Consider the following 26,101-nt stretch of genomic DNA (forward strand, 5'->3'; position numbering starts at 1 on the left):
TCGCGTAGCGTAAGCTCGTCGGCAGCGTCAGAGGTGTATAAGAGACAGGCCCGGATACACGAGGTCCGCCACGCCGGAGACCAGGCCCACGGCCCCCGCGACCTTGCCGATGGCGTCGTAGGTCTTGTCCCGCTGCTGCTGGCTCGCGGAACGGCCATTCCCCGCGGCCTCGATGCCGGCCATGACCGGGTCCTCCGCCGGCTCCTCCCCCGAGGAGGGCATGCTGAAGGGGTCTTCCGTCTGGGAGCGGCCTCCCCCGAAGAAGCCCCCCTCGTCATCCGGCATGACGGCCGGCATCTGCAAATCCGCCTGGCCTCCGGGACGCCGGAGCGGCTCGGGAGCGTCGGAGAAGAACCCCGCTCCAGGCTTCCGGCCCGGATGCGGAAACTCCTCCTGGGGCGGGGTGGGCCCGCGCGGACGCAGCCGCACCTCTTCCACCCGCGCGGTGTTGGACTGCGGAGCCTCATCCTCTTCGTCGAAGAAGCCAGCCATGTTTCCCCCTCATGGGATTATTCCCACGGAGCTGCACTCCCAATCCTGGGCCGCGATGTGCGACCCCGTCAAGACAGGGGGGAGGGGGACGCGGCGGGTCCCGCCGTCAGGGAAGCTGGCCCAGCAGTTCGAAGAGGGCCTCGCGCGTCAGCCCCGCCGCGTCGCGCGCCACCGCCTCCAGCATCCCCCTGGCACGGCCCAACCGGGCCGGGTCTGCTTCCTCCAGCGCGGCCACGGCGGCCTCCTGGAGCTCGCGCGACGCGGCCGGGCCCAGCTGGCCCTTCAGCAGGAAGAGGGCCTCCGCCGCCGGAGCGCCGGAGCGAACCAGCGCCACGGCGGAGCGGGCCGCGACGTGTGGACTCTCGTCGCGGAGGTGCTCGCGCAGGGCCGTGATGGCCTCGGGCGACAGCGGACCGCGCAACCCCAGCAACGCCGCCGCTTCCTGCCGGATGGGCGCTTCCGGCGCGGTCAGCGGGCGCAGCAGCGCGGACTCCAAGCCTGGCAACGCGGGCGCGGGCCGCGCCTCTCCGTTCAACTCCTCCAACAGGCCCCGCAGCGACACCAGGGCCAGGTAGAGGCGCGCTCCGTCGGAGTCGCGCACCTGCTCCAGCAGCCGGGGCGCGGTGAGGTCCGGCGCCAACGGGGCGAGCGCGGCCAGGGACTCCAGCGCGGAGAGGGCCACGGCCTCCTCGTCCTCCAGGAGCGCCAGCAACTGGCGCAGCTCCGACGCCGCGGCGGTTCCCAACCGCCCCACGACGCGCGCCATGGCGCCGCGCACGGAGGCCCTCGGGTGCTGGAACAGCCCGTCCAGCGCGGCGAGCTGGAAGGGATCCACCCGGCACACCCCGGCGAGCACGCTCGCGGCGTTCTCCAGCGCCGGGGCGTCCGCCTCCATCCGCGTCAGCGAAGCCAGCACGCTCTGGACGGCGAGCCCGGCGAGGCCCGGCTGCGGAGGCCACCAGCTGCGCTGCAACAGGAACAGCAGGGGCTCCGTGACCGCCGTCCCGGGCCGCCCCAGCTCCTCCAGGAGCGCCCGCGCGGTCCGCTCCCGCGCCGCCGGCTCCCCGGACACCAGCAACTCCTCCAACGCCGACTGCGCCTCCTCGCGTGTTCCCGCATCGCGCGAGGACAGCCGCCCCAACCCTTCCTCCACCGTGCGGACACGGCCCTTGCTGCGCTCCGAAGACATGGCTCCACGCTAGCGCAACACCCCGGGGGCCCGGGGCTTCAACACAGGCATCAGACCTGCGCTATCTGGATGAGGTTTCCGCAAGTGTCCTCGAAGACAGCGACGGTGACGGGGCCCATGACGGTGGGCTTGCTACGGAACACCACGCCGAGTTTCACCATGCGTTCATATTCCGCCTGACAGTCGTCGACGCCGAACGACGTCAACGGGATGCCCGCGTCGAACAGCGCCTTCTGGAACACGTGCGCGGGCGCGAAGCCCATGGGCTCCAGCAGGATCTGCGTGCCCTCCGGCGCGTCCGGCGCGACGACGGTCAGCCACCGGTCCTTGGGGCCCATCGGGACATCCACCTTCAGCACGAAGCCCAGGACCTCCGTGTAGAACTTCAGGGCCCTGGACTGGTCATCCACCATCACGCTCGTCACGCTGATCCGCATTGCATTCCTCCCAGGGGTTTCCATCATTTCACTTCAGCGGTGCCGCACGCCGTGCCGGAAGCAGCCCACCGTGTGGTCATCCACGATGCCGGTGGCCTGCATCCACGCGTAGACGATGACCGGCCCCACGAACTTGAAGCCGCGCTGCTTGAAGGCCTTGGCGTACGCCTCCGACAGCTCCGTCTTCGCCGGCACGTCGCCCCGGCCCTTCCACACATTGCGGATGGGCTTCCCGCCCGCCATGCCCCAGACGAACGCGGAGAAGTCCTCGCCCGCCTCCTGCATCTTCAGATAGGCGCGCGCGTTGCCGATGGTCGCTTCAATCTTCGCGCGAGCCCGGACGATGCCCTCGTCCGCCATCAGGCGCGTGACGTCCTTCTCCGTGAAGCGCGCCACCACCTTCGGGTCGAAGCCCTTGAACGCCTTCCGGAAGGCCTCGCGCTTGCGCAGGATGACAATCCAGGCGAGCCCCGCCTGGAAGCCCTCCAGCATCAACATCTCCCAGAGCGCGCGGCTGTCGCGCACGGGCACGCCCCACTCCTCGTCGTGGTAGGTCTGGTACAGCGGATCCGCTCCCACCCACACGCAACGCTGTTGCATCCGCGCTCCTCGCTGGTTCGCGGCAGGGGCTACCACGAAGACTGAACAGGCGGCCAGTCCCGTCGTCTGTGTTTTCAGCGCGGGCGCGTCAGCAGCGCGAACAGCCCGTCGCTCCACCACCGGCCGCGCAGCCCCGGCAGGAACCGCTGCCAGTACACGCTGCTGCGGGGAATCCGCCCGGGCAGCGGATAGTCGAAGTCGATGGACTGGAAGCCCGCCTCCACGGCCATGCGCCGCGCGTCCAGTTCCGTGATGGGCGTGATGTGTCCGGAGTCCCGGTAGTCCTGCTCGCAGAACGCGGGGAAGTAGCCCCGGACCAGGAAGGACAACCTTGCCGTCAGGCTGTCGTTGTTGGGCGTGGTGAAGAAGAGGTGGCCCCCGGGCTTGAGCACGCGGAAGGCCTCCTTCACGAAGTGGCGCGGGTTGGCCAGGTGCTCCAGCACCTCGATGGCGAACACCCAGTCCACCGACCCGTCGCCCCACGGCAGCGCGTCCCGGGACACGTCCCGCAGCTGGAACTCCACGCCCGGCAGGCGGCTGGCGCCCGCGTCGTGGATGTCCGTGCTGAGGATGCGCTCGACGGCGGGGTTCTGCCGCAGCCGGCGGATCCACCCGCCACTGCCCGAGCCCACGTCGAGCACCACGCCAAAGGCCCGCTGCCCCGCCACGCTCCAGGCCGCGTCCCGCAGCGGCTCCGGGGACAGCCCGTCCTGACGCTGCGCGTAGGCGGCGGCATCATGGCCCAACGGTCCCGTGTTGCCCTTCACATCTGGCTCCATGCGCGGGGAGTCTAGCCTCCGGAGCGCCGGGATGCGCAGGTGAAGGAAAGCTCTGCTCTCCGCGCGAAACGCTATCATCCGCGCGCCAGGTGCTACCGGGAGGCACGCATGGGACAGGAAGTGGATGTCATTGTCGTGGGCGGAGGGCTCGCGGGACTCGTCGCCGCGACCGAGCTCGCGGATGCGGGCAAGCGCGTCGCCGTGGTGGACCAGGAGGGACCGCAGAACCTGGGCGGCCAGGCGTTCTGGTCGTTCGGCGGCCTGTTCCTCGTGGACTCGCCCGAGCAGCGGCGCATGGGCATCAAGGACTCCCACGCGCTCGCGATGGTGGACTGGATGGGCACCGCGGCCTTCGACCGCGAGGAGGACCACTGGCCGCGTCAGTGGGCGGAGGCCTTCGTCAACTTCGCCGCGGGCGAGATGCGCCCCTGGCTGGTCCAACAGGGCATGAGCTGGTTCCCCGTGGTGGGCTGGGCGGAGCGAGGCGGCTACGGCGCCGTGGGCCACGGCAACTCCGTCCCCCGCTTCCACGTCACCTGGGGCACCGGCCCCGGCGTGCTGGAGCCCTTCGTCCGCCGCGCCAAGGCGGCCGAAGCCAAGGGCACCCTCACCTTCCACTTCCGCCACCGCGTGGACGAGCTGCTCACGCAGAACGGCGCGGTGGTGGGCGTGCGCGGCATGGTGCTGGAGCCCACGGACGTCCCCCGAGGCGCCAGCAGCTCGCGCGTGACGACGGGCGACTTCGAGCTGCGCGCGAGCGCGGTCATCGTCACGTCCGGCGGCATCGGCGGCAACCACGAGCTGGTGCGCAAGGCGTGGCCCGAGCGCATGGGCCCCGCACCGAAGTTCATGATTCAAGGCGTGCCCGACCACGTGGACGGCCGGATGATCGCCATCACGGAGGCCGCGGGCGGACGCCTCATCAACCGTGACCGCATGTGGCACTACACGGAGGGCCTGCGGAACTGGAACCCCATCTGGCCCCGTCACGGCATCCGCATCCTGCCGGGCCCCAGCTCGCTGTGGCTGGACGCCACCGGCAAGCGCCTGCCGCCGCCGCTGTTCCCCGGCTTCGACACGCTGGGCACGCTGGAGCACATCCTCAAGACGGGCCACGAGCACACCTGGTTCATCCTCAACCAGTGGATCATCAAGAAGGAGTTCGCGCTCTCCGGTTCGGAGCAGAACCCGGACCTCACGGGCAAGGACTGGCTGGGCGTGCTCAACCGCGCCGTGGGCAAGAAGGCCATGGGCCCGGTGGAGGACTTCAAGGAGAAGGGCGAGGACTTCGTCATCTCCAACAACCTGCGCGACCTGGTCGCGGGGATGAACGCGAAGACGGAAGCCCCGCTGCTGGACTTCGCCACGGTGGAGCGCGAGGTGAAGGCCCGCGACCTCCAGATGGACAACCCCTTCAGCAAGGACCTGCAGCTCGCGGCCATCCGCCAGGCGCGCAACTACCGGGGTGACAAGCTGGTGCGCACCGCGAAGCCGCACCGCATCCTGGACCCCAACGCGGGGCCGCTCATCGGCGTGAAGCTGAACATCCTCACGCGCAAGACGCTGGGCGGCTTCGAAACGGACCTCCAGGGCCGCGTCTTCAACGCCCAGGGGAAGACCATCCCAGGGCTCTATGCGGCAGGTGAGGTGGCCGGCTTCGGAGGCGGTGGCGTCCACGGCTACCGCGCCCTGGAAGGCACGTTCCTGGGAGGCTGCATCTTCTCCGGCCGCGCCGCGGGCCGGGCCGCCTCGGGGAATGTGTAGTCATGGGCGGTGACGGGCAGGGGCGCGTCAAGGCCCCTGCCCCTCCGGGCGTCCTCAGGCGGCGGCCTGGAAGGGCCACGGAGTGGAGCGCGCCCCGGCCATCCAGTTGTCGTGCCGGCCGTCCCAGTACTTGAAGGTGAGCAGCGACGGGTCCACGTCATCCAGCGTGTTGACGTAGATGGAGACGAACTTCCCGCCCAGCTCCGGGACGTCGCCGTCGCCGAAGCACACGACGCCGCAGCGGCCGCAGAAGCTGCGCGTGTTGGGGCTGCCGTCGCGCCCGTACTTCTTGATGGCGTCCTGGCCCTTGAGGAGCCGGAAGGCGTCCGGCTTCATCCCCGCGCCGCCGCCGTAGCCGTACTTCATGCAGATGGTGCAGTTGCAGCGGGTCACGTCCGCCAGGTCCACGGAGGCCTCGTAACGCACGGCGCCACACAGGCAGCCGCCCGCGTAGGTGTGCACGCCGCTCAGGGCAGGGGTCTTCTGAAGGTCGTTCTGGGTCATGGCGGAATCTCCGGTGCCGCGTTGTGGGAACGAACCCAATGTCGCCCCTGGCCGTGACAGCCTTATGTCAGGTTTGTCGCCCGCCTCTGTTGAACCCGGCGGGGCCTGGCCCAGAGTGCCCCGGTCCGCCGTTCCCGGAGGCCGCATGCCCGCGTGGAAGTCCCTGTCCCGTGTCCTTGCCCCGACGTTGCTCCTGCCGCTGCTGGGGGCCGCGCCGCCCGCCACCCTGCCCGCCACGAAGCCCGCTTCGGCCGTGAAGGCGGTCGCGGGCGCGACGGCGGCCCGGCCGTCGAAGCAGTACTCGGTGGAGCAGTTCATGGGGTCCACGGAGGTGATGGCTCCGGTCTTCACCTCGGATGGCAAGCAGCTGCTCTTCTCGTCGAACGCGTCCGGCATCTTCAACGTGCACAGCGTGCCGGTGGGTGGGGGCAAGCCCACCGCGCTGACGCGCTCGAAGACGGACAGCATCCGGGTGGTGGGGGCCTTCCCGCGCGACAGCCGCTTCCTCTTCGAGCACGACAAGGGCGGCGATGAGCAGTCGCACGTCTACGTGCGCACGCCGGACGGCAAGGAGAAGGACCTCACGCCCATGAAGCAGGGCGTGGCCCACTTCCTGGGCTTCAGCCACGACGACAGCGCGTTCTACGTCACCACCAACGAGCGCGACCCGGGCGCCATGGACGTGTACCGCCATGACGCGAAGACGTACGCGCGCACGCTCCTGGTTCAGAACGACAAGGGCTTCGGCGTCGCCGCCGTGGCCCCGGACGAGAGCTGGGTGGCGCTGGAGGAGGCGGTCACCACGTCGGACCGCAACGTGTGGCGCTACGACGTCGCGACGAAGGTGCTGAAGAACCTCACGCCCCACACGGGCGCGGCCAGCTACCGGGTGGGGGACATCCACCCCGTCACCGGGGAGCTGTACGTCATCACGGACGACGGCTCGGAGTTCGAACGCGTGGTGCGTCCGGCGAAGGAGGCCGGCAAGTGGGAGGACGTGGAGAAGGCGGACTGGGACGTCTTCGGCACCCACTTCTCGCGCTCGGGGGCGTTCCGCGTCTCCATCATCAACGTGGACGCCGGCGTCGAGGTGCGCCTGCACGACGTGAAGGCCGGCACCCAGGTTCCGCTGACGCAGCTCCCCGCCGGGATGATCTCCGAGGTCGTCTTCTCCCGTGACGAGAAGCAGCTGGCGGTCCAACTGGAGACGGACCGCACCTCCGCGAACCTCTATGTCCTGGACCTGGCCACGAAGAAGACCCGGCGCGTGACGGACACGATGAGCCGCGAGCTCGACTCCGAGGACCTGGTGGACGCGCAGGTGGTGCGCTTCAAGTCCTTCGACGGGATGGAGATCCCCAACCTGCTCTTCAAGCCGCACCAGGCGACGGCGGAGCACAAGGCCCCCGCCATCGTCTACGTGCACGGCGGTCCCGGAGGCCAGACGAGCCGGGGCTACAACAACTTCGTCCAGTACCTGGTGAACCGCGGCTACGTGGTGCTGGGCATCAACAACCGGGGCAGCGCCGGCTACGGCAAGACGTTCCTGAGGGCGGACGACCAGAAGCACGGCAAGGAGCCGCTGCGCGACTGCGTGGAGGCGCGCAAGTACCTGGCGAGCCTGCCGTACGTGGACGGCTCGCGCGTGGGCATCCTCGGCGCCAGCTACGGTGGCTACATGGTGCTGGCGGCGCTCGCCTTCCACCCGGACGCCTTCGACGTGGGCGTGGACGTCTTCGGCCCGTCCAACTGGCTGCGCACGCTCAAGAGCATGCCGCCCGAGTGGGGCGCCTTCCGTCAGGCCATGTTCCAGGAGATGGGCAACCCGGAGACGCAGGAGGTGATGCTCAAGGAGATCTCCCCCGTCTTCCACGCGGAGCGCATCCAGAAGCCTCTGTTCGTCGTGCAGGGCGCCAACGACCCGCGCGTCCCCCAGGCGGAATCGGACGACATCGTCGCGGCGGTGAAGAAGAACGGCGTGCCCGTGGAGTACCTGCTGCTCCCCGACGAGGGCCACGGCTTCAAGAAGAAGAAGAACGAGGCGGAGGTGGACCGGCGCGTCCTGGAGTTCTTCGACCGCTACCTGAAGTCCGCCACCGCCACGGCCCCCAAACCCTGAGGGGCGCTTTACAGTACCTGCACATGCAGGTATTTCTCCCGGCATGACGACTTCCGTCCGCCGGCCTTGCGTCCTGCTGTCCGTGCTGTTGGGGCTGTCCCTGGGGTGCGCCACCGCGCGTCCCCAGGCCGCCTCGGCGCCTGTGGAGACAACGGTGTCGGCGTCCGAGCCACTCGTGGCCCAGGAGGCGGACGCGGTCTTCACCGGCCACCGCTTCCAGGACGGGACGGTGCTGCCGGAAGTGCGCATCCACTACGCGACGCTGGGCACGCCGCGCCGGGACGCATCCGGCGCGGTGACGAACGCGGTGCTGCTCCTGCACTGGACGAGCGCGAGCGGCGAGGTGCTGCGGAGCAAGTCCTTCCAGGACGCGCTGTTCGCGCCGGGCCGTCCGCTGGACGCGACGAAGTACTTCCTCATCTTCCCGGACAGCGTGGGCCACGGCCGCTCCAGCAAGCCGAGCGACGGCCTGCGCACGAAGTTCCCGGCCTACGGCTACCGGGACATGGTGGAGCTTCAGCACCAGCTCGTGACGCGGACGCTGGGCATCCGGCGTCTGCACGCCATCGTGGGCCTGTCCATGGGCGGCATGAACGCGTGGCAGTGGAGCGAGCTGTACCCGGACGCGGTGGAGGGCGTGATGCCCATCGTGTCCCTGCCCACGCGCATCGCGGGGCGCAACCTGCTGTGGCGGCGCTTCGTGTCGGGACAGATTCGCAACGACCCGGAATGGAAGGACGGCCTCTACACCGCGCCGCCCCGGGGCTGGCTGGAGGCGTTCCCGGTCTTCCGGATGATGCTGGACGGGGTGCCGCACCTGCAGGCCACGCTTGCGGATGCGCAGGCGGCGGATGCCTTCATCGCGACGGCGCGGGCGCAGGCGGCGGGCATGGACGCCAATGACATCCTGTACTCGCTGGAGTCCTCGCGGGACTACGACCCGGAGGGCGCGCTCGGGGACATCCAGGCCCACGTGTTCGCGCTCAACTTCTCCGACGACGAGTTCAACCCTGTCTCCCTGCGCACGATGGAGACGTTGATGCCGAGGGTGAAGCGCGGCCGCTTCGTGGTGCAGGAAGGCAGCGCGAGCTCCTTCGGCCACTTCACCCAGGCACACCCGGAGCTGTGGGCGGATCAGGTCGCCGCGTTCCTGAAGTTCCTCGAGGAGGGGTGAGCCGTGGGGATGCGCTCAGCGTCCGCGGCGGCGAGTTTTGCCCTTGGGAGCCGGAGGGGCTTCGGCCTCCGCTTCGGCTTCGCCCAGTCCCGTCCGGGAGACAGCGGCCAGCAGGTCCCGCAGCGCGGTGGCCTGGGTGCCGCCCACGGCGTTCTCGAAGTCCGACTGGGCGCGAAGCCACAGGGGCCGGGCCTTGCGATAGACGCCCTGCCCTTCCGGAGTGATGGCGATGGCGCGCTGGCGCCGGTCGGTGCGGCCCACCTCCAGCACCACGAAGCCGTCCTTCAAGAGGGGCTTCAGGTTGTGGGTGAGCGTGGAGGGGTCCATGACGAGCTGATCCGCCAGCGCGTTCACGGTCAGCGGGCCCTGGGTCTGGACGCGGTGGAGGATGGAGTACTGCGTGGTCCGGAGGCCGCTGGGCGCGAGCACCTGATCATAGAACTGCGTGACGTGGCGGCTGGCCTGTCGCAGCGCCAGGCAGTTGCAGAGGGTGCGCTGGAGTTCGTCTTGGGACATCGCTGCCGGAAAGTATACGTGGGCCCGGGCGTGGCCGCTTGAAGGAGACACCGTCATGAGGACACGCCGGTTTCATTATGCATGGGTGATGGCCGCGGCCATCTTCGTGGTGCTCCTGTGCGCGGCGGGCGTGCGGGCGACCCCGAGCGTCTTCATCGTCCCGCTGGAGCGGGAGTTCGGCTGGAGCCGGGCCCTCGTCTCCTCGGCCGTGTCAGTGAACCTGGTGCTCTACGGGCTCGTGGGGCCGTTCGCCGCGGCGCTGATGCAGAAGTTCGGCATCCGGCGCACGACGCTCGTGTCCCTCTGCATCATCGCGGTGGGCGTGGCGCTGACGAACTTCATCCACGCGCCGTGGCAGCTGCTGCTCTTCTGGGGCGTGCTGGTGGGGCTGGGCACGGGCACGACGGCGATGGTGCTGGGCGCCACGGTGGTGCAGCGCTGGTTCGTCGCGAGGCGCGGGCTGGTGATGGGCGTGCTGACCGCGAGCACGGCCACGGGGCAACTGGTGTTCCTGCCGCTGCTCGCGATGCTGGTGGAGCACCACGGCTGGCGCGTCGTGTCCTTCACCGTGGCGGGCGTGGTGGCGTGCGTGATTCCGCTCGTCGCATGGCTCGTGCGCGACCGGCCGTCGGACGTAGGACTGAAGCCCTACGGAGCCGCGCCGGAGGACGAGGAGGTGAAGCCGTCCAGCCTCAATCCGCTCGCCAACGCGCTGGGGGCGCTGGGGCGGGCTTCGCGCAAGCGGGACTTCTGGCTGCTCGCGGGGAGCTTCTTCATCTGCGGCGCGACGACGAACGGGCTGGTGGGCACGCACCTGATTCCGGCGTGCATGGACCACGGCATTCCGGAGGTGCGCGCGGCGGGGTTGCTCGCGCTGATGGGCATCTTCGACCTGGTGGGCACGACGGCGAGCGGCTGGATGTCGGACCGCTTCGACAACCGCTGGCTGTTGTTCTGGTACTACGGCCTGCGAGGGCTGGCGCTGCTCTATCTGCCGAGCGCCTTCGAGATGTCCCTCTTCGGCCTGCCGTTGTTCGCGGTGTTCTACGGCCTGGATTGGATCGCCACGGTGCCACCGACGGTGCGCCTGACGACGCAGACGGTGGGTGCGGAGGACGGGCCCATCGCCTTCGGCTGGGTGGTGGCCGCGCACCAGGTGGGCGCGGGACTGGGAGCGCTGGGCGCGGGCGTCATCCGCACCTCGATGGAGACGTACACGCCCGCCTGGGTCGTCGCGGGCGTCATCTGCCTCGCGGCGGCGCTGGTGGTGCTGCGCATCGGACGTGGCTCCGCTTCATCACCGCCGGTGGTGGGCGCGCCCGCGACGCACTGAAGGACCTCAGTCCGAGCCCAGCAACACGACCTTGCCCACCGTGCGCCGCCCTTCCAACTGGCGGTGGGCCTCTTCCGCGCGAGACAGCGGCAGCGCCAGGCCCACCAGGATGCGCAGGCGCCTCGCCACGACCTCCGCCAGCAGCGCCTCTCGCGCCTTGCGTTGCACCTCCGGGGGCGTGGGCGTGCGCAGCCAGTAGGCGCCCACGGTGAGTGACTTCGCGTAGAGCGACTCCACCTCCACGTGCGGCGGATGGCCGCTGGCGTTGCCGTAGCTCACCAGGTGTCCGAAGGGCGCCAGCGCATCCATGCTGGCCTTCCAGGTGCTCGCGCCCACGGAGTCCAGCACGCGCTCCACGCCGCGCCCTTGCGTCAGCTCGCTCACGCGCGCCGCGACGTCTTCCTGGTCGTAGCGGATGACGGCATCCGCGCCCACGCCCCGCGCGAGCTTCGCCTTCGCCTCGCCCGACACCGTGCCGATGACCCGCGCTCCCGCCGCCTTCGCCAGCTGCACCGCGAGCAGCCCCACGCCTCCGGCCGCCGCGTGGACGAGCACCGTCTGCCCCGCCTCCACGCGCCCCACGGTGTGCACCACGTGGTACGCCGTCAGCCCCTGCACCAGCAGCCCGGCGGCCTCCTCGAAGGACACCTCCGGCGGCAGGACCAGCAGTTCATCGACCGACGCGAGCGCGGCCTCCGCGTAGGCCTCCTTCGTCAGGGCGACCACGCAGCGGCCCACCCAGGATGCGTCCACACCGGGCCCCACAGCTCGCACCACGCCCGCGGCTTCGCTGCCCAGGATGCGCGGCAGGGGCGCCTGGGCGTCGTACAGCCCGCGGCGGCGCTCGGTGTCCGCGAAGTTCACGCCCGCGGCATGGACTCGCACGAGGACCTGGCCCGGCCCGGGCACGGGCTCCGGCGCGTCCTCCCAACGGAGGACCTCCGGCCCTCCCACCTGGTGGTAGCGGATGGCTTTCATGCGCGGAGTCCTAACGTCCACACCGCTTGCCTGTCAGGACTGAATTTCCGCCGCCGTCGCTGGGAGCGAAAGGAGCGGTCCCGATGCGCCAGGCGACGAAGCAGGCCCCGATGAACCTCAAGCACCCGAATCCTTCCGGTCACGGCATCGACGCGGCCTCGCGTCCCAGCCCGGTGACCGCTCCTTCCACGTGCCGCTGGCGGGACTTCGCGTCCTATCGCCTCGCCTCGCCCGGCTCCTGAAGGCGCCCTGCTCCGTCCCTGACGCGGCATGGCCCTGGAGGCCGGGCTCCCGACAAGGGGACCCGGCCTTCTTCACGTCCGGGCTCCCGCTCACCTTCCGGGGACGTAGAGCGTTACGGAGACGCGCTGGCCTGTAGAGCCGGAGCCCTTGGAAGCCCGCTGGGTTCGACTCCCAGCGTCCCCAATCCCTCACCCACATAGGCCGCGCACCGGGTGCAGTCCGAACTCCAAATCCGGACGAGCAGGGTTCGACTCCCTGGCGACCTGTCCCGCCCGAAAGGCCCTGTGTCATGGAAACGCTGGTGCTGAGCCAGTCCTATGAACCCGTCGCACGCATCCCCTGGCAACGCGCCATCATGCTGCTCGTCCAGGGCAAGGTGGAGGTCGTCGAGGAGTACGAGGACCGCGTCATCCGCTCGGTGACGGTGGAGCTGCGCATGCCGTCCGTCATCCGCTTCGTGCGCGCCCTGTGGAAGGGCCCGCGCGGCGTGCGCTTCAGCCGCGAGAACGTCTACCAGCGCGACCAGTGCCGCTGCCAGTACTGCGGCCACAAGGTGACCCGTCCGGAGGCCACGTACGACCACGTGCTGCCGCGCGCGCAGGGCGGCCGCACGAGCTGGGAGAACATCGTCATCGCCTGCGTGCCCTGCAACCAGAAGAAGGGCAACCGCACCCCGGCGCAGGCGCGCATGACGCTGCGCACCGTGCCCGCGAAGCCGAAGCGGCTGCCGGACGCGCTGGTCGTCTCGTTCCTCGTGGAGAAGGGCCTGCCCCTGTCCTGGCGCAAGTTCCTGAGGGACGTGGCCTATTGGCACACGGAGCTGGAAGCGTAGGTCCCGGCCCAAGGGTGGGCCGGGACTTCGCTTCCGCGCCGCAACGGTTAGAGTGCCGCACGTCGAGGGGGCGTTCCGGACCACACCATGGCGACGAGGAAGAACGAAGACCAGGAGCGGCTCATCGACCGCGACCTCACCGCGATGGCGCGCGAGGGCAAGCTGCCGGCCGCCCACGGCGTGGACACCGCCGTGACGGAGGTGCTGGGGCTGCTGACGCGCGGAGGCAAGCACCCGCTGCTGGCGGGCGAGCCCGGCGTGGGCAAGAGCGCGCTCGTGCAGGAGGTGGCCCGCCGCATCGCCGAAGGGCGCGTGGACGGCGACCTCGCCCAGGCGCGGCTCGTGGAGGTGTCCGTCGCGAACATCCTGGCGCGCAGCACCCAGCGCCAGGCGGCCGAGTCCTTCGAGGAGTTGCTCATCCACCTGGGCCGCCACCCCTGCCCCATCGTCTACATCCGTGACCTGCCGGTGGCCCTGGGCGGGCCCCTGGCGCCCGTGGCCGTGCGCGCGCTGCGCACCGGCGGCCTGCGCTTCATCTTCGAGACCGAACCCAAGCGCGTGCAGGAGCTGCTGCGCGCCGACGAGGCCCTGGCCGAACGGCTCCACTTGCTGCCCCTGAACGAGCCGCCGCTGGAGAAGGCGCGCTGGATCGTCGGCCGCGTGGCGGAGGAGCTGGAGCGCGAGCTGCGGCTGCCCATCGACCCGGCCGCGTGCGACCTCGCGCTGCGCCTGTCCGCGAAGTTCCTCCTGGCGCAGCACATGCCGCGCAAGGCCATCGAGCTGCTCAAGGAGACGGCGGCGGAGGCCGCGGGCGTGGCGCGCGACCACGTGGGGCCGGAGGACGTGCTCACCCGCTTCTGCGCCGCCACACGCCTGCCCCGCTTCGTCGTGGACGACGCGATGCCGCTGGACCTGGAGGAGACGGAGCGCTTCTTCGGGGAGCGGCTGCTCGGCCAGACGGACGCGGTGGCCGCGGTGCTGCGCTCGGTGGCGCTGCTCAAGGCGGGGCTCAACGACCCGCGCCGCCCGCTGGGCGTGTTCCTCTTCGCCGGGCCCACGGGCGTGGGCAAGACGCAACTGGCGAAGCTGCTGGCGGAGTACCTCTTCGGCTCCGCCGACAGGCTGGTGCGCCTGAACATGGCGGACTACCCCAACGACGGCGACGAGAGCGTCCCCTTCGGCGCGTCGTGGGCGCCCGCGCTGGAGACGCGGCGCGGAGAGCTGTCCGCGCTGCTCGACGGCAAGGTGTTCACCGTGCTGCTGCTGGACGAGTTCGAGAAGGCCGCGCGCAGCGTGCACGACCGCTTCCTCCAGCTCTTCGACGAGGGCACCTTCGTCAACGGCGCGGGCGAAGCGGTGTCGTGCAACAACACGCTCATCGTGGCCACGTCCAACGTGGGCTCGGAGGTGTACCGCGAGGCGGGCCTGGGCTTCGCCGCGCACAAGCGCGCCGAGGAGCAGGTGTCGGAGGTGGACCGCCGCATCGCGGAGGCCTTCCGTCCGGAGTTCCTCAACCGCTTCGACGCCATCTGCCACTTCCGTCCGCTGTCGCGCGTGGACATCCGCAAGATTGCCCAGCGCGAGGTGGGCCGCGTGCTGGAACGAGAAGGCATCCGCGCCCGCGCCCTGGACGTGGAAGTAACACCGGAGGTGGTGGACCGGTTGGTGGAGCGCGGCTATTCGCCGCAGTTCGGCGCGCGCTACCTGCAGCGTGAAATCGAGAAGACGCTCACCGCGGCGCTCGCGGTGGAGATTGCTCGCAGGCCGCTGCCGCCGGGTACGCCCGTGCGCGTGGAGGCCCGTCCTGGAGGCCGCGTGGTGGCGGTCGCGGAGCCCGTGCCGACTCCTCGCGAGGTGACGGCGCAGCTGCTCCTGCCCACGCCGAAGGCCGCGGCGGTGAAGCGCCGGTTGGACCGCAAGTCGCTGCTGATTGAGATGGACCGGCTGGTGGGCCGTGCCCGCGCGCTCGCCGAGTCCACGGGACGGTCGGAGCTGGAGGCGCGCCGCGCGGCGCTGCTCGCGGAGACGCAGGCGCCCAACCTCTGGGACGACTCGCAGCGCGCGGCGGACGTCCTCCGCGCCTTCCGCACGGTGGAGGCGCAGCTGGGAGAGCTGGACCGCCTGGAGGCCGCGTGCAACTTCGGGCGCCGGCTGGTGCGCGAGGCGAAGAACGAGGTGCAGCTGGGCTCCGCCGCGAAGCAGGTGGAGGAGGTCGCGCGAGAGGTCCAGATGGCGGAGGCGCTGCGGGCCGCCGGGGCCACGACGTTGGACAACGAGGCGCTGGTGGACATCTGCGCCAGCGACGCGGCTGAGCTGCAGGACGTGTGGGTGCAGGAGCTGGCCACCATGTACCTGGGCTGGGCGCAGCGCCGGGGCTACGAGGCCACCGCCGTCGCGGAGGCGGACGCCCCCGCGCGCGTGGTGGTGCGCATCGCCGGGCCGGGCGCGTACGGATTCCTCGCGGGCGAGGCGGGGCTGCACCGCCGCCTGGAGGACGAGAAGCGCCAGCGCGCGTACGTGCGCGTGCACCGGGGCGGACCGATGGAGGAGGTGGAGCGGGAGCTGCTGGTGCTGGAAGGCCGGCCGGTGAAGAGCCGCGAAGGCGAGTACCTCCAGCGCGTGCGCAACGAAGTCACCGCGAAGGACGAAGCGACGGGCCGCGTGCTCACGCTCATTGGCGCCGGGGAGCTGGATGAGCTCAAGGGCATCGCCGCGCGCGTCGTCGCCGGCCAGGGCGCCAGCACCGACGAAGCCCGCCGCTACTTCCTGGGCCGTGGAGCGCGAGTGGAGGATCCGCGCACGGGCGCGGGGACGCCCCGCGTGAAGGACGTGTTGCGAGGCGAGCTGGACGTGTTCATCGCCGCGTGGATCTCCCGTCCACCCCCGGAAGGCTCCACGCCGCTGTCCTGAGCCGTCGGGGCGTCCCCGGCCCGGCCGGGGTCATCCTCGCCGCGCATGCACGGTCAGGGCAGGTCGCCCCGGGCCACGCCCAGGCGCATGGCCTCCGCGAGTACGTCCAGGCCATGCGCGGTGTTGATGCGGGAATGAGCCATGGTGCCGCTGACCACCTGCACCGCTCCGCCCAGCACGAAGGGCACGGGCCGGCGTCCCAGCCGCAGAAGCCGCTCGTCGTAGAACGCGGCCGGGGCGCGCTCACGCACCAGGCGCGCCAGGGTCACCATGTTCGCGGTGCGCGACGGCTGCATCGCAGGGCCCAGGCACGAGAAGTCGAACCCCACCTCCGGCAGCACGGCGCCCCGGCCGTCGCGGTCGAAGACGAAGACGACTTGCGACGTCTCCTCCTGCGAGCCGCGCACGCTCTTCTCCGCCGTCTTCGTCAGCTTCAGGCCGCCCGTGATGAGGGCCGTGCCCAGCGCCACCTGTGTCGTCTTCTCCGTGTGCTCGCTCTGCGTGCGCAGGGACGACGCGCCCCGGAGGATGAGCGTCACGTCCTCCAAGGCCATGGTGAGCGGCGCGCCCGCGCGAGGCGTGAACGTCGCCTGCGCCGCGCTGAACGTGACGGTGCGTGCAGTGACGCGCTCCGCGACCTCCGACTCGTCGATAGCGAGCGCCGCGAGCCCCGCGTCCCTAAGGGTCTTCACCAGGGCATCCGCCGCATCGGGAGCCAGTCGCGCAATCAGGGCGGGAGGCTCGGGGGCCAGCCGCATGCGGGCCTCCGCAGGGGCCATGCCCGCCGCGGCGGCGAGCACCTGGGCTGCTTCCGGAACCTCACCCGCGGGACGAACGAGCGCGACGATCTTCATGGCGTTTCCCACCCCTGGCACTGAGCGCCGCCATCCTCGCGCGAAAGCAGGATGGCGCGCATCCGAACCCCGGTGTGGCGGGGACATTCCCCGCGCGGTGGACAAACGCTCAGTCGAGCAGGTGCGGGTTGCGCAGCAGCAGCACTCCGGCCTGCACGGTGGCGGTGTAGCCATTGAGCTTGCCGGTGCGCACCCACTCGCTCACGTCGCGCACGCCGCCCTCCGCGAGGACTCGGTCCACCACTCCCTCACCCTGGTTGTAGGCCGCGAGCGCGAGCCGCCAGTCGCCGTAGCGCTCATACAGCGCCTGGAAGAGGGACGCGGCGGCCTCCGTTTCCCGCGCCACGTCCAGCCGCTCGTCACGTCCCGCCTCCACCTTCAGGCCGTAGCGACGCGCCGTCTCCGGAATGAACATCCACACACCCGCGCCCCGCGGCCCCGGCGCCATCGACGGCTCGCGAGACGTCTCCGGCAGGTTGCTCACCGCCGACTCCACCATCGCCACCGCGAGCAGCCCCTCCGGCAGGGAGCGCGAGCGCAGCGTGCCCGCCATCGCCTCGCGGTGCTCCTGGAGGTTCGCCAGCGCCTTGCGCATGAAGTCGCGGCCCTTCCGCGTGGTGACGAACTTGTTGAGCTGTTCGACCACGGCGGCATCCACCACCACCGGCAGGTCCCCCGCCTTCTGCCCCGCCTCCGCCAGCGCACGCGCCTCCGTCAGCGACACCGCGCGCCCCCGCACCGTTCCCTGCGCCCACAACGCCAGCGGCGCGAGCACCAACGCCAGCGACAACGACAGACCCAGGGTGCGCACGGAGCTACGGGGACGAGTCTGGAACAGCATGTGGATCCTCCTGACAGTGGGGTGGGACATGCCGGTGACACCGGCGGGAAGAGCAAGGGCAGCAGGGACACGCAGCGACGCCTGCAACAGGCACCTCGCATACGCATCCGCGGACACGTGCTTCACGGCGACGAGCGCCTCGTCACAGGCGAACTCCTGATGCTCCGCCAACCACCGCGAGAACGCCCGGGCGAACGGATTCCAGAAGAAGGCGCTGTCGAACCCCAGCCGCGCATAGGCAAACACCGTGTCCCGCTGCCGGTGGTGTTGCAGCTCATGCCGCACCGTGAGCCGGAGCGCCTCCGAGTCCTCCAACACCTCAGCGGGAACCACCGCCCACGCGCCTCCAAACGGGAACCACACGGAGAACGCGCCGTCCGCCGCGTCCCCCAGCACCACGCGCACCCGGCCCACTCGGCGAAGCACGGGCAGCGTCTCCAGCTTCCGCCGCAAGCGCGCATACCGCCGCAGCTCCCACGCCAGGAACGCCAACGCCCCCGCACCCACCAACCCCATTCCGACCATCGCCCACGGCAGGCCCATGCCCGAGGACCGCGTCTCCGTCACTGCGCCGAGCACGGGCCGCGCTTCGACTGGCGCCAGCGGCGCGGCGTAGCTCACCAGGGAACGCTCGAACTTGAAGAGCGGCGCCGACGGCATCCACTCCCGTGCGGCGAGCGCCAAGAACGGAAGGAGCACCGCCAGCCCCAGCGCCACCCGCCCCACGCGCAGCGTCTGCCGCGCGTCCAGCCTCCGCTCCATCCCCAACGCCAGCGCCGCGCGCAAGAGCCCGAAGCCCACCGCCACCAGCACCGCCGCCGTGAGGTACGCGGCCAGCACGTCCCGGACGAAGGCGCTCATCCCCGGCCTCCCTTGCGGCCCAGCAGCTTGCGGATCTGCTCCACCTCCTCTGGGGACAGCGGCACCGCCTCCACCAGCCGCGCCACCAGCGACGACGGCGTCCCGTCGAACACCGTCGCCACCAGGTGGCGCACGCTCTGGGCCTCGTAGGCCTCGCGAGACAGCCGCGCCGAGTACAGGTGCCCCCGCCCCTCCTTGCGGCTCTGCACCACGCCCTTCTGCTCCAGGATGCGCAGCACCGTGGACACCGACGTGTAGGCCAGCTTGCGCTCCGGCGGCAGCGCCGCGAGCACGTCCGCCACGCTCACCTCCCCCAGCTTCCACACGAGCTGCATCAGCTCCAGCTCCACGGGCGTGAGCGGCTTGGACTCCTCGACGGACGGCGGCTTCGTCACGGGCATGCCCTCCCCGGCTTCGAACTAAACCCTTAGTTTAAATACAACTAAGCCTTTAGTTTGAAACCGTCAAGCAGGCGGGCGGTGGCTCTCGGTGGTGGGGTGTGCGGATTCCTACGCACTGGAGCGGCCGGGCCCTTAGACTTCCGGGCACATGCTCCACGTCATCCCTCTGGGCGGCCTTGGCGAAATCGGCCTCAACGCCATGGTGCTCGCCTGTCGTGGGGAGATGCTGCTCATCGACGCCGGCTTGATGTTCCCCTCGGCGGGAATGCCCGGCGTGGACATCATCGTCCCGGACTTCACACACCTGCAGCGCAACGCGGCCCAGCTCAAGGGCGTGCTCCTCACGCACGGGCATGAGGACCACATCGGCGCGCTCCCCTACCTGCTGGGCGACATGCCCGTGCCCATCTACGGCACGCGCTTCACGCTCGCGCTCGCGCGTCAGCGCCTGGAGGAGCTGGGCGTGAAGGCGGACCTGCGCGAAATCGAGCCGCGCACGCCCTTCCCCGTGGGCAGCGTCTTCCGTGTGGAGGCCACGCGCGTGACGCACACCGTGCCGGACGCGGTGGGCTTCATCGTGCGCTCCCCCGAAGGCACCGTCATCCACACCGGCGACTTCAAGCTGGACCCCGACCCCATCGACGGCCTCAAGACGGACCTGGAGCGCTGGGGCGAGGCGGGCGACGAAGGCGTGGTGTGCCTGCTGTCGGACTCCACCAACTCCGAGCACGTGGAAGAGACCGGCAGCGAGCGCGTGGTGCAGACCACCTTCGAGCGCCTCTTCCACGAGACGAAGGGCCGCATCGTCGTGGCCCAGTTCTCCTCCAACCTCCACCGCGTCCGGCACCTGCTGGACCTGTGCGAGCGCACCGGCCGGCTCGTCGCGCTCCAGGGCCGCAGCATGGTGCGCAACGTGGAGCTGGCCCGGGAGATGGGCTACCTGGACGTGCCCGACTCGCTCTTCGTGCACCTGGACAACGTGCCCAAGCTCGCGCCCCACCGCGTGGCGGTGCTCACCACCGGCGCGCAGGGCGAACCGCGCGCGGGCCTCACCCAGCTGGCGAATGGCGATGGGCCCGTGCGCCTGGAGCCCGGCGACACCGTCATCGTCAGCGCCCGGCCCATCCCCGGCAACGAGCGCTCCGTGGGCGCGCTGCTCGACCAGCTCCACTGGCGCGGCGCCCGCATCGTCTACGCGCAGGTGGAGCCCGGCGTGCACGTCTCCGGACACGCCAGCCGCCCCCAGCAGCGCCGGGTGCTGGAGTTGATCCGCCCCCGGAATTTCATCCCCGTGCATGGGGAAGTCCGGCACCTGCACCGACACCTGACCACCGCCCGCGAGGCCGGCATGGCGGCGGAGGGCCTGCTGCTGGCCCACGACGGGGACGTGGTGACGTTCGAGGAGGGGCGGGGCCGTTTCACTGGCAGCGTGCCTTCAGGGCGCATCATGATGGAGCGCTCCGGGGACGGGGTGGTGACGCCGGAGACGCTGGTGGAGCGCAACCGGCTGGCGGAGACGGGCGTGGTGGCCGCGGCGGTGGTGCTCCGGCGCGACACCCAGGCGCTGGTAGCGGGGCCCCAGCTGTCCGGCCAGGGCCTCAGCCCGGACGAGCAGGGCGTGCTGGCCCGGGTGGCCCAGGACGCGCGGGCCTTCTTCGAGGAGCTCAACCCCCTGCTCCGAGGGGACGACGCCCTGGCGCGGGAGGAGCTCGTGAAGGCGGTGAAGCGGGCCTTCAAGCAGCACACGTCCCGGCGCACCCTGGTGGTGCCCTTGGTCGTCCGGGTGTAGGTATGGTAAGGGCGCGAAAAGGTCCCCCCCATGCCCTCCTTTGACGTCATCTCCAAAATCGATCTGGCTGAGCTCGACAACGCGGTCAATCAGACCCGGAAGGAGCTCAGCACCCGCTACGACTTCCAGGGCGTGAAGGCCGAAATCGACATCGCTCCGGACCATTCCTCGCTCACGCTGAAGACCAACAGCGAGGAGAAGCTCCAGGCCGCCAAGGAGGTCCTGCTCGGCAAGCTGGCCAAGCGCGGCATCAGCCTGCGCGTGCTGGAGTTCGGCGACATCGAGAAGACGGGCCTGTCCAACGTCAAGCAGCCCATCAAGCTCCAGCAGGGCATCCCGGTGGAGAAGTCCAAGGAGCTCATCAAGGTCCTCAAGGAGTCGAAGATCAAGGTGCAGGGCTCCATCCAGGCGGATCAGCTCCGTGTCACGGGCAAGAACCGGGACGACCTGCAAGAGGCCATGGCGCTGTTCCGCAAGGAGCAGGACCGCCTCAGCCTGGACATGCAGTTCACCAACTTCCGCGACTAGAGGCGCCCCTTCGCCATGCACGCCGCCCGTCTGGCCTCCCTGCCGCTCTGCCTGCTCTTCGCCACCGCCTCGCTCGCGCAGGACGGGGCGCCCCGGCCCAGCAAGCCGGTGCCCGTGCTCAAGAAGGCACCCCGGCCGGAGAAGGGGCTCAAGGACTTCGGCTCGCCGCTGGTCCTCAAGCCGCTGTCCACCGAGGGCGCCACCGCCAACTTCTCCGCCCGGGTGGGCTGGCGCAAGGACACGCTCTTCGTGGGCGTGGAGGCCACGGACAACCAGCTGCTCGCGGGTGACATCATCACCCTCACGCTCTACTTCCCGGACTCGGGGACCACCGCCACGGGCTACACCTACCGCTTCGCCTTCGATGGTCAGCGCACCTCCGGGGCGGACAGCGGCACGCCCAGGTTCGCGCAAAGCCTGGTGAACGCCGCCGTGCACCGCCAGGGCGACACCCTGTCGGTGGTGGCGATGATTCCCGTGCGCGCCCTGCCCCGCTTCCCCGCCGTGGATCCGCTCGTCATGGACCTCTGCATCACCTACGAGGACCAGGACCAGGTGGGCGCCAAGGTGGTGCCGGTGTCCAACTGCAAGGGCGGCACCATGCCGGAGGGTGAAGCGCTGCGCCTGCCGGACGAGGCGCGCAAGAACCTCAAGCTGAAGCCCCCCGCCAGCGTCACCGCGCTGGAGGCGGCGCCCACCGGCTGGCTGGGCTGGAGCCTGTTCAGCTACCCGGACTGGGCCCAGGGCGAACAGGCCCTCACCCCCGCCTCGCTGCGCGCGCTGGTGGCCCCCACGGCCGTGGACGCCTCGAAGATGGGCGTGAACCTGCCGGAAGCATTAAGCCTGCCGGACGGACGACCGGTCGTTACCGTGCTCACTGGGAAGAATCCCTATGCCGTCGAGGGTCAATGCGACTCCGACGACGAGCTCCGGATGGGGCTCTATGTGGTGTCGGGGAAGACAGCCCAGCGAGTGCTCGACTGGCCGGCCGCCACCTGTGCGCTGGGTCGCGCCACTTCGGTGGAGCTGGAAGAAGACGGGGCGCTGAACATCGGTTACTCGAACGGCGCCATCATCAACTTCGTTTGGAGTGCGGACCACTTCGAGCGGACGCAACTGGGAAAGCGGTAGACGCGCGTGGAAGAGACCAAGAGCCTGTACATGATGACCCTCGGCTGCCCGAAGAACCGGGTGGACTCCGAGGTGATGCTGGGCACGCTGCGCACGCGCGGCTATTCGCTCGTGCAGGAGGCCTCGGAGGCCGAGGTCATCGTGGTCAACACGTGCGCCTTCATCGGGCCGGCGAAGCAGGAGTCGGTGGACTCCATCCTGGAGATGGCGGAGCTGAAGAAGTCGGGCTCGTGCAAGACGCTCGTCGTCACCGGCTGCCTGTCCCAGCGCTACGGCCAGGAGCTGTCGCAGGAGATGCCGGAGGTGGACCACTTCCTGGGCACCAGCGCGTACGCCCAGATTGGCGACCTGCTGGCGGCGGAGGCCACGCCGCGCCAGGTGATTCCGGATCCGGACTACATCCACAACGCGGAGACGCCGCGCATCAACTCGATGCCGAAGTACACGGCGTACCTGAAGATTTCGGAAGGGTGCGACAACGCCTGCGCGTTCTGCATCATCCCCACGCTGCGCGGCGGCCAGCGCTCGCGCACGGTGCAGGACATCGTGGCGGAGGCGCGGAACCTGGTGGACAGCGGCGTGCAGGAGCTGAACCTGGTCGCGCAGGACCTGACGGCGTACGGGCATGACCTGCCCGGCAAGCCGAAGCTCCACGAGCTGCTCAAGGAGCTGGTGAAGGTGGACGTGAAGTGGATCCGCCTGCACTACGCCTACCCGCGCGTGTTCCCGGACGAGCTCATCGACGTCATCGCCACCGAGCCGAAGATCGCCAAGTACCTGGACATGCCGGTGCAGCACGCCAGCGACAAGCTGCTCCTGTCCATGAAGCGCGGCCGCAACTCGGAGTTCCTCAAGAAGCTGCTGGGCAAGCTGCGCGAGCGCGTGCCGAACCTGGTGATGCGCACCTCGCTCATCGTCGGCCTGCCGGGTGAGACGGAGGAGGACTTCGAGCTCCTGAAGGAGTTCGTGAAGGAGCAGCGCTTCCAGCGCCTGGGCGTGTTCCAGTACTCGGACGAGGAGAACACCGCCGCGTTCGACCTGCCGAACAAGGTCCCGGCGAAGACCATCGAGCGCCGCTGGCGCGAGGTGATGGCCATCCAGAAGCGCATCAACCGCGAGCAGAACAAGAAGCTCGTGGGCCAGAAGCTCACCGTGCTGGTGGAGGGCCCCAGCGAGGAGTCCGAGCACCTGCTGGTGGGCCGTCACGAGGGCCAGGCGCCGGAAATCGACGGGCAGGTCTACATCAACGACGGTCTGGCGTACCCGGGCGAGTTCGTCACCGTGGAGGTGACGGAGGCGCACGACTACGACCTCATCGCCCGCGTGGTGGAGCGCCCGGATCCGAAGCAGCGCGAGCACACCCCGCGCGAGGCCCATCCCGCGCCCGTGCCGCTGAAGGCGCTGGCGCGTCCGCCGGAGCCGCGGCCGGAGTAGCCCGTCACCGCGAAGGCCGTGCCCCGGGCCCGCCCCGTCCTCCCCACCGGAGGCGGTCGCGGGCCCGAGCCGTTCGTGGGACCGATGCGCCGGTGACCGGCCAGCGCTCCGGGCCGATGCACCCGGCATCGGAGCCAGCACCGCGATGAGCGGCGCTCGCGGGACCACCGGCGCAGCCTCGGGCTCCAGCGCACTCGCCGGCGGGCGGGGGCCGCGAATTCGAACCGTTCGTGGGCCCTACTTCGGATCCTCGGGCTCCAGCTCGCGCTCCTCGACAGGCGGCGGCTGCGGACCCGAGCCCTTCGTCGGCACCGCCACGCCCTCGCCCAGTGGCGTGGGCTGGCACTCGCACACGGTGCGCCGCGACGCGGACTCGGTGACGAAGGCGCACGTCGTGGGGCACTCGGGCTGACGCCCTTCCTCCACCAGCGACACCACGTAGCTCTTCGCGCCCTGGAGCGCGGCGTGGCACGCGGGCAGGGTCTTCTCCAGCGACGCCCACGGCAACCGGTGCTGCGTGTTGGAGCCACGGGTGGTGGTCGGGAAGCTCAGGCCCACCTGGCAGCCCGTCTCCAGACGCTGACCCTCCACGCCCCGAGGCTCCACGTACAGGCGCACGCCCTCCGGCACGTCCCGGAACACCTCGCCGGAGAGGGCCACCGCGCCGTCGGGCTCCGCGCGAACGAAGATGCCGTAGCAGCCCTCCTCGCTGAACGCGCCGCCCTCGCCCGCGCACTGCTGCCGGCCTCCGCCCTCGGGCGTGCGCACGTGGGGCCTGCGCAGCACCAGCGCCCCACCCTGCGCGTCCACGGTGGTGGTGAAGCGGCCCCACACGTCCGGCCCCAGCCGGCCCAGGCTGCTCCGCGACGGCCAGCGCCCAGCGGCCTCCATCACCAGGGGCTTCACGCCCAGGCCGTCGGCCACCTCCACCGCGTCCACCACGAAGGTGCGCGGCGGCAGGCCCGCGGCCGTCTCCAGCGGCTGAAGCCCCTGCCCCAGGGAGGGGTCCACCGCCAGGCGGGAGAAGGGTTCACGCGTGCCCAGCACGAAGGGGCCGGTGATGCTCGCCCCGCCCTGCGTCACCTGCACGGCCAGGAGCGGCCAGTCGCCCAGCGGCTCGCGGCTCAACTCCACCACGTGCGACTCGCGCACGGCGTCCGTCCCGCGCAGCTCCGCGTCGTAGGCCTCCCGGGGACGTGAAGCGGTGAAGGTCACCTCGCGGCGCAGCGGATCCACCGTGAGGGCATACGGAAACAGCACGTCCTGCCCCAGCGTCACCGAGCAGCCCGTCTCACCGGAGAGCAGCAACGTGCGCAGGGGCGGCGACACCGGGCCCACCGTCAACGGCGGCGCCGGAACCTCCGGCCAGGAGCGATGACCTCCGGAGGACTCCGGCACGCGAGCGGTCCCCGCGGCCGCGGGCGGCGCGCCGTCGAAGCAGCTGGAGGACACGAGCGACAGCGGCCGCGTGACGTCCAGCACCACCGGCACGGCCCGGTTCCCCAACCGCCCCGCCACCGTCAGCCGCAGCGCGGGCGACGACAGGAGGGGCAGCGTCTGCCCCGCGAGGCTCGTGGGACGTAAAGGGCCCGCGGGCGCGGTGGAGTGACACCCCGCGCCCAGCAGCACGCATCCCGCCAGCAGCACGCCGCGCATGGAGGGCGGGCCGTCCTACTGCGCCTTCTTGGTGAAGTCGTCCACGCGGGTGCCCTCGGGCGGGTTCAGCTTGAAGCTGTCCGAGGAGATGCCCACGTTCGTCTTCAGGTCCAGGAAGGCGATGGTGTTCTCACTGCCGTCTGGATCCACCACCGTGCTCTTGAGCACCTGCGCCGTCGAGGGGTCCACCTCCAGGCGCACCTGGCGGAAGCGCGGCTCGTTCTTCAGCGGATCCAGCACCAGCAGCGTGCCCTTGCAGTCCTTGCAGTCGCCCTTGGTGATGGCGAACTCGTCCGCCAGCTTCCCCTGGCCGAAGAGGAACGTCACCGACGCGGACAGCTGGCTGGTGTCCATGGCCGCCACCGACAGCGTCTGCGCTTCCGGGTCGTGCATGTAGACCTTGTTGCCCGCGAGCACGAACGTCCGCTTGGACGGGTTCTCGTACTCCCAGCGCATCAGGCCCGGCTTCTTGTAGGTCACCGTGCCCGTGGACGTCTGCGTGCGGCGGAAGGCCTTGTACTTGTAGTCCTGCTTGAAGCCCGCCTTGAAGTCGCCCGTCTTCTCGTAGAAGGCCTGCATCCGGTCCACGAGCGTCTTCACCTCGGGCGCCATCGGCTTCGGAGCGGCCTTGGGGGCGCCGGCGGCGACGCTCGCGTCGCCCTGCTTCGCGGCGGGGGGCATGGCGGCCGTGCCGGCATCCTTGGGAGCGGCGGGCTGCGGCGCGGCGGCGGGGGCC

Annotated in this window: 23 protein-coding genes and 1 tRNA gene; 12 read left to right on the forward strand and 12 right to left on the reverse strand. The window is 70.5% G+C overall.

What is annotated here, in order from left to right:
- Positions 1-598 precede the first annotated feature (598 nt).
- From D7V77_RS24405 to D7V77_RS24420, 4 genes are all read right to left on the reverse strand, one after another.
- Entirely contained in the window at positions 599-1,681 is a 1,083-nt protein-coding gene (locus D7V77_RS24405; protein ID WP_120578703.1) for a hypothetical protein, read from the reverse strand.
- 50 nt (positions 1,682-1,731) lie between these two features.
- Entirely contained in the window at positions 1,732-2,118 is a 387-nt protein-coding gene (locus tag D7V77_RS24410) for a VOC family protein (RefSeq protein WP_120578704.1), read from the reverse strand.
- A gap of 33 nt (positions 2,119-2,151) precedes the next feature.
- Positions 2,152-2,718, reverse strand: a complete 567-nt coding sequence (locus tag D7V77_RS24415; RefSeq protein WP_120578705.1) for a DNA-3-methyladenine glycosylase I — start codon at positions 2,716-2,718, stop codon at positions 2,152-2,154.
- A 74-nt stretch (positions 2,719-2,792) separates the two neighbouring features.
- A complete protein-coding gene (locus D7V77_RS24420) occupies positions 2,793-3,497 on the reverse strand; it encodes a bifunctional 2-polyprenyl-6-hydroxyphenol methylase/3-demethylubiquinol 3-O-methyltransferase UbiG (RefSeq protein ID WP_158624486.1) in 705 nt (234 codons plus the stop codon).
- A gap of 108 nt (positions 3,498-3,605) precedes the next feature.
- On the opposite strand from D7V77_RS24420, the gene D7V77_RS24425 reads away from it, so the two are divergent.
- Positions 3,606-5,261 carry an FAD-binding dehydrogenase gene (locus D7V77_RS24425; protein WP_120578707.1) on the forward strand — a complete coding sequence of 552 codons (1,656 nt, stop codon included), beginning with the start codon at positions 3,606-3,608 and terminating at the stop codon, positions 5,259-5,261.
- Positions 5,262-5,315: 54 nt separating this feature from the next.
- On the opposite strand, the gene D7V77_RS24430 is transcribed toward D7V77_RS24425, so the two are convergent.
- Complete coding sequence (locus tag D7V77_RS24430) at positions 5,316-5,765, reverse strand: GFA family protein (RefSeq protein ID WP_120578708.1); 450 nt, start codon at positions 5,763-5,765, stop codon at positions 5,316-5,318.
- 145 nt (positions 5,766-5,910) lie between these two features.
- Here D7V77_RS24430 and D7V77_RS24435 point away from each other — a divergent pair, with 145 nt between their 5' ends.
- Together D7V77_RS24435 and D7V77_RS24440 are read left to right on the forward strand one after the other, a co-directional pair.
- Positions 5,911-7,884 (forward strand): S9 family peptidase, encoded by a 1,974-nt coding sequence (locus D7V77_RS24435; protein ID WP_120578709.1) that lies wholly within the window; start codon positions 5,911-5,913, stop codon positions 7,882-7,884.
- 43 nt (positions 7,885-7,927) lie between these two features.
- Entirely contained in the window at positions 7,928-9,058 is a 1,131-nt protein-coding gene (locus tag D7V77_RS24440; protein WP_120578710.1) for an alpha/beta fold hydrolase, read from the forward strand.
- Between the two features lie 15 nt (positions 9,059-9,073).
- Here the strand turns inward: D7V77_RS24440 and D7V77_RS24445 are convergent, their stop codons facing one another.
- Entirely contained in the window at positions 9,074-9,574 is a 501-nt protein-coding gene (locus tag D7V77_RS24445; RefSeq protein WP_120578711.1) for a MarR family winged helix-turn-helix transcriptional regulator, read from the reverse strand.
- Between the two features lie 55 nt (positions 9,575-9,629).
- Between D7V77_RS24445 and D7V77_RS24450 the strand changes: the two genes are divergently transcribed.
- Entirely contained in the window at positions 9,630-10,907 is a 1,278-nt protein-coding gene (locus tag D7V77_RS24450; protein ID WP_120578712.1) for an MFS transporter, read from the forward strand.
- Between the two features lie 6 nt (positions 10,908-10,913).
- On the opposite strand, the gene D7V77_RS24455 is transcribed toward D7V77_RS24450, so the two are convergent.
- Entirely contained in the window at positions 10,914-11,885 is a 972-nt protein-coding gene (locus tag D7V77_RS24455) for a quinone oxidoreductase (RefSeq protein ID WP_120578713.1), read from the reverse strand.
- An 83-nt stretch (positions 11,886-11,968) separates the two neighbouring features.
- On the opposite strand from D7V77_RS24455, the gene D7V77_RS43835 reads away from it, so the two are divergent.
- The 4 genes from D7V77_RS43835 (at position 11,969) to D7V77_RS24470 (ending at position 15,870) form a co-directional block, all read left to right on the forward strand.
- The gene (locus tag D7V77_RS43835; protein ID WP_158624487.1) at positions 11,969-12,127 is read left to right on the forward strand and encodes a hypothetical protein; all 159 of its coding nucleotides are present in this window, start codon (positions 11,969-11,971) and stop codon (positions 12,125-12,127) included.
- Positions 12,128-12,226: 99 nt separating this feature from the next.
- Positions 12,227-12,311 (forward strand) — tRNA-Tyr (locus D7V77_RS24460).
- A 106-nt stretch (positions 12,312-12,417) separates the two neighbouring features.
- Positions 12,418-12,960, forward strand: coding sequence for an HNH endonuclease (locus tag D7V77_RS24465; RefSeq protein ID WP_120578714.1), 543 nt, complete (start codon positions 12,418-12,420; stop codon positions 12,958-12,960).
- Positions 12,961-13,047: 87 nt separating this feature from the next.
- The gene (locus D7V77_RS24470) at positions 13,048-15,870 is read left to right on the forward strand and encodes an AAA family ATPase (RefSeq protein WP_120578715.1); all 2,823 of its coding nucleotides are present in this window, start codon (positions 13,048-13,050) and stop codon (positions 15,868-15,870) included.
- Positions 15,871-15,923: 53 nt separating this feature from the next.
- Here the strand turns inward: D7V77_RS24470 and D7V77_RS24475 are convergent, their stop codons facing one another.
- The 3 genes from D7V77_RS24475 to D7V77_RS24485 all read right to left on the reverse strand — a co-directional run bounded on the left by D7V77_RS24475 (position 15,924) and on the right by D7V77_RS24485 (position 18,821).
- Positions 15,924-16,724 carry a hypothetical protein gene (locus tag D7V77_RS24475; protein ID WP_120578716.1) on the reverse strand — a complete coding sequence of 267 codons (801 nt, stop codon included), beginning with the start codon at positions 16,722-16,724 and terminating at the stop codon, positions 15,924-15,926.
- Between the two features lie 109 nt (positions 16,725-16,833).
- Positions 16,834-18,426: a M56 and MltD domain-containing protein gene (locus D7V77_RS24480; protein WP_120578717.1), complete on the reverse strand. Its 1,593-nt coding sequence runs from the start codon at positions 18,424-18,426 to the stop codon at positions 16,834-16,836.
- Positions 18,423-18,821 (reverse strand): BlaI/MecI/CopY family transcriptional regulator, encoded by a 399-nt coding sequence (locus D7V77_RS24485; protein ID WP_120578724.1) that lies wholly within the window; start codon positions 18,819-18,821, stop codon positions 18,423-18,425. Before D7V77_RS24485 ends, D7V77_RS24480 begins: the two co-directional genes overlap by 4 nt.
- Before the next feature lie 154 nt (positions 18,822-18,975).
- Here D7V77_RS24485 and D7V77_RS24490 point away from each other — a divergent pair, with 154 nt between their 5' ends.
- From D7V77_RS24490 to rimO, 4 genes are read left to right on the forward strand one after another with little or no spacing between them, the layout of a single operon-like run.
- Positions 18,976-20,616, forward strand: a complete 1,641-nt coding sequence (locus D7V77_RS24490; RefSeq protein ID WP_120578718.1) for a ribonuclease J — start codon at positions 18,976-18,978, stop codon at positions 20,614-20,616.
- A gap of 30 nt (positions 20,617-20,646) precedes the next feature.
- A complete protein-coding gene (locus D7V77_RS24495; protein ID WP_120578719.1) occupies positions 20,647-21,144 on the forward strand; it encodes a YajQ family cyclic di-GMP-binding protein in 498 nt (165 codons plus the stop codon).
- 15 nt (positions 21,145-21,159) lie between these two features.
- Entirely contained in the window at positions 21,160-22,275 is a 1,116-nt protein-coding gene (locus D7V77_RS24500) for a hypothetical protein (protein ID WP_120578720.1), read from the forward strand.
- Positions 22,276-22,281: 6 nt separating this feature from the next.
- On the forward strand, positions 22,282-23,709 hold the full coding sequence (gene rimO / locus D7V77_RS24505) for a 30S ribosomal protein S12 methylthiotransferase RimO (protein WP_120578721.1): 1,428 nt from the start codon (positions 22,282-22,284) through the stop codon (positions 23,707-23,709).
- A gap of 237 nt (positions 23,710-23,946) precedes the next feature.
- Here the strand turns inward: rimO and D7V77_RS24510 are convergent, their stop codons facing one another.
- Both D7V77_RS24510 and D7V77_RS24515 read right to left on the reverse strand, forming a co-directional pair.
- Entirely contained in the window at positions 23,947-25,365 is a 1,419-nt protein-coding gene (locus D7V77_RS24510; protein WP_120578722.1) for a hypothetical protein, read from the reverse strand.
- A gap of 15 nt (positions 25,366-25,380) precedes the next feature.
- On the reverse strand, positions 25,381-26,046 hold the full coding sequence (locus D7V77_RS24515) for an outer membrane lipoprotein carrier protein LolA (RefSeq protein ID WP_120578723.1): 666 nt from the start codon (positions 26,044-26,046) through the stop codon (positions 25,381-25,383).
- Positions 26,047-26,101 lie beyond the last annotated feature (55 nt).

The organism is Corallococcus sp. CA041A (assembly GCF_003612075.1).
GTDB lineage: Bacteria > Myxococcota > Myxococcia > Myxococcales > Myxococcaceae > Corallococcus > Corallococcus exiguus.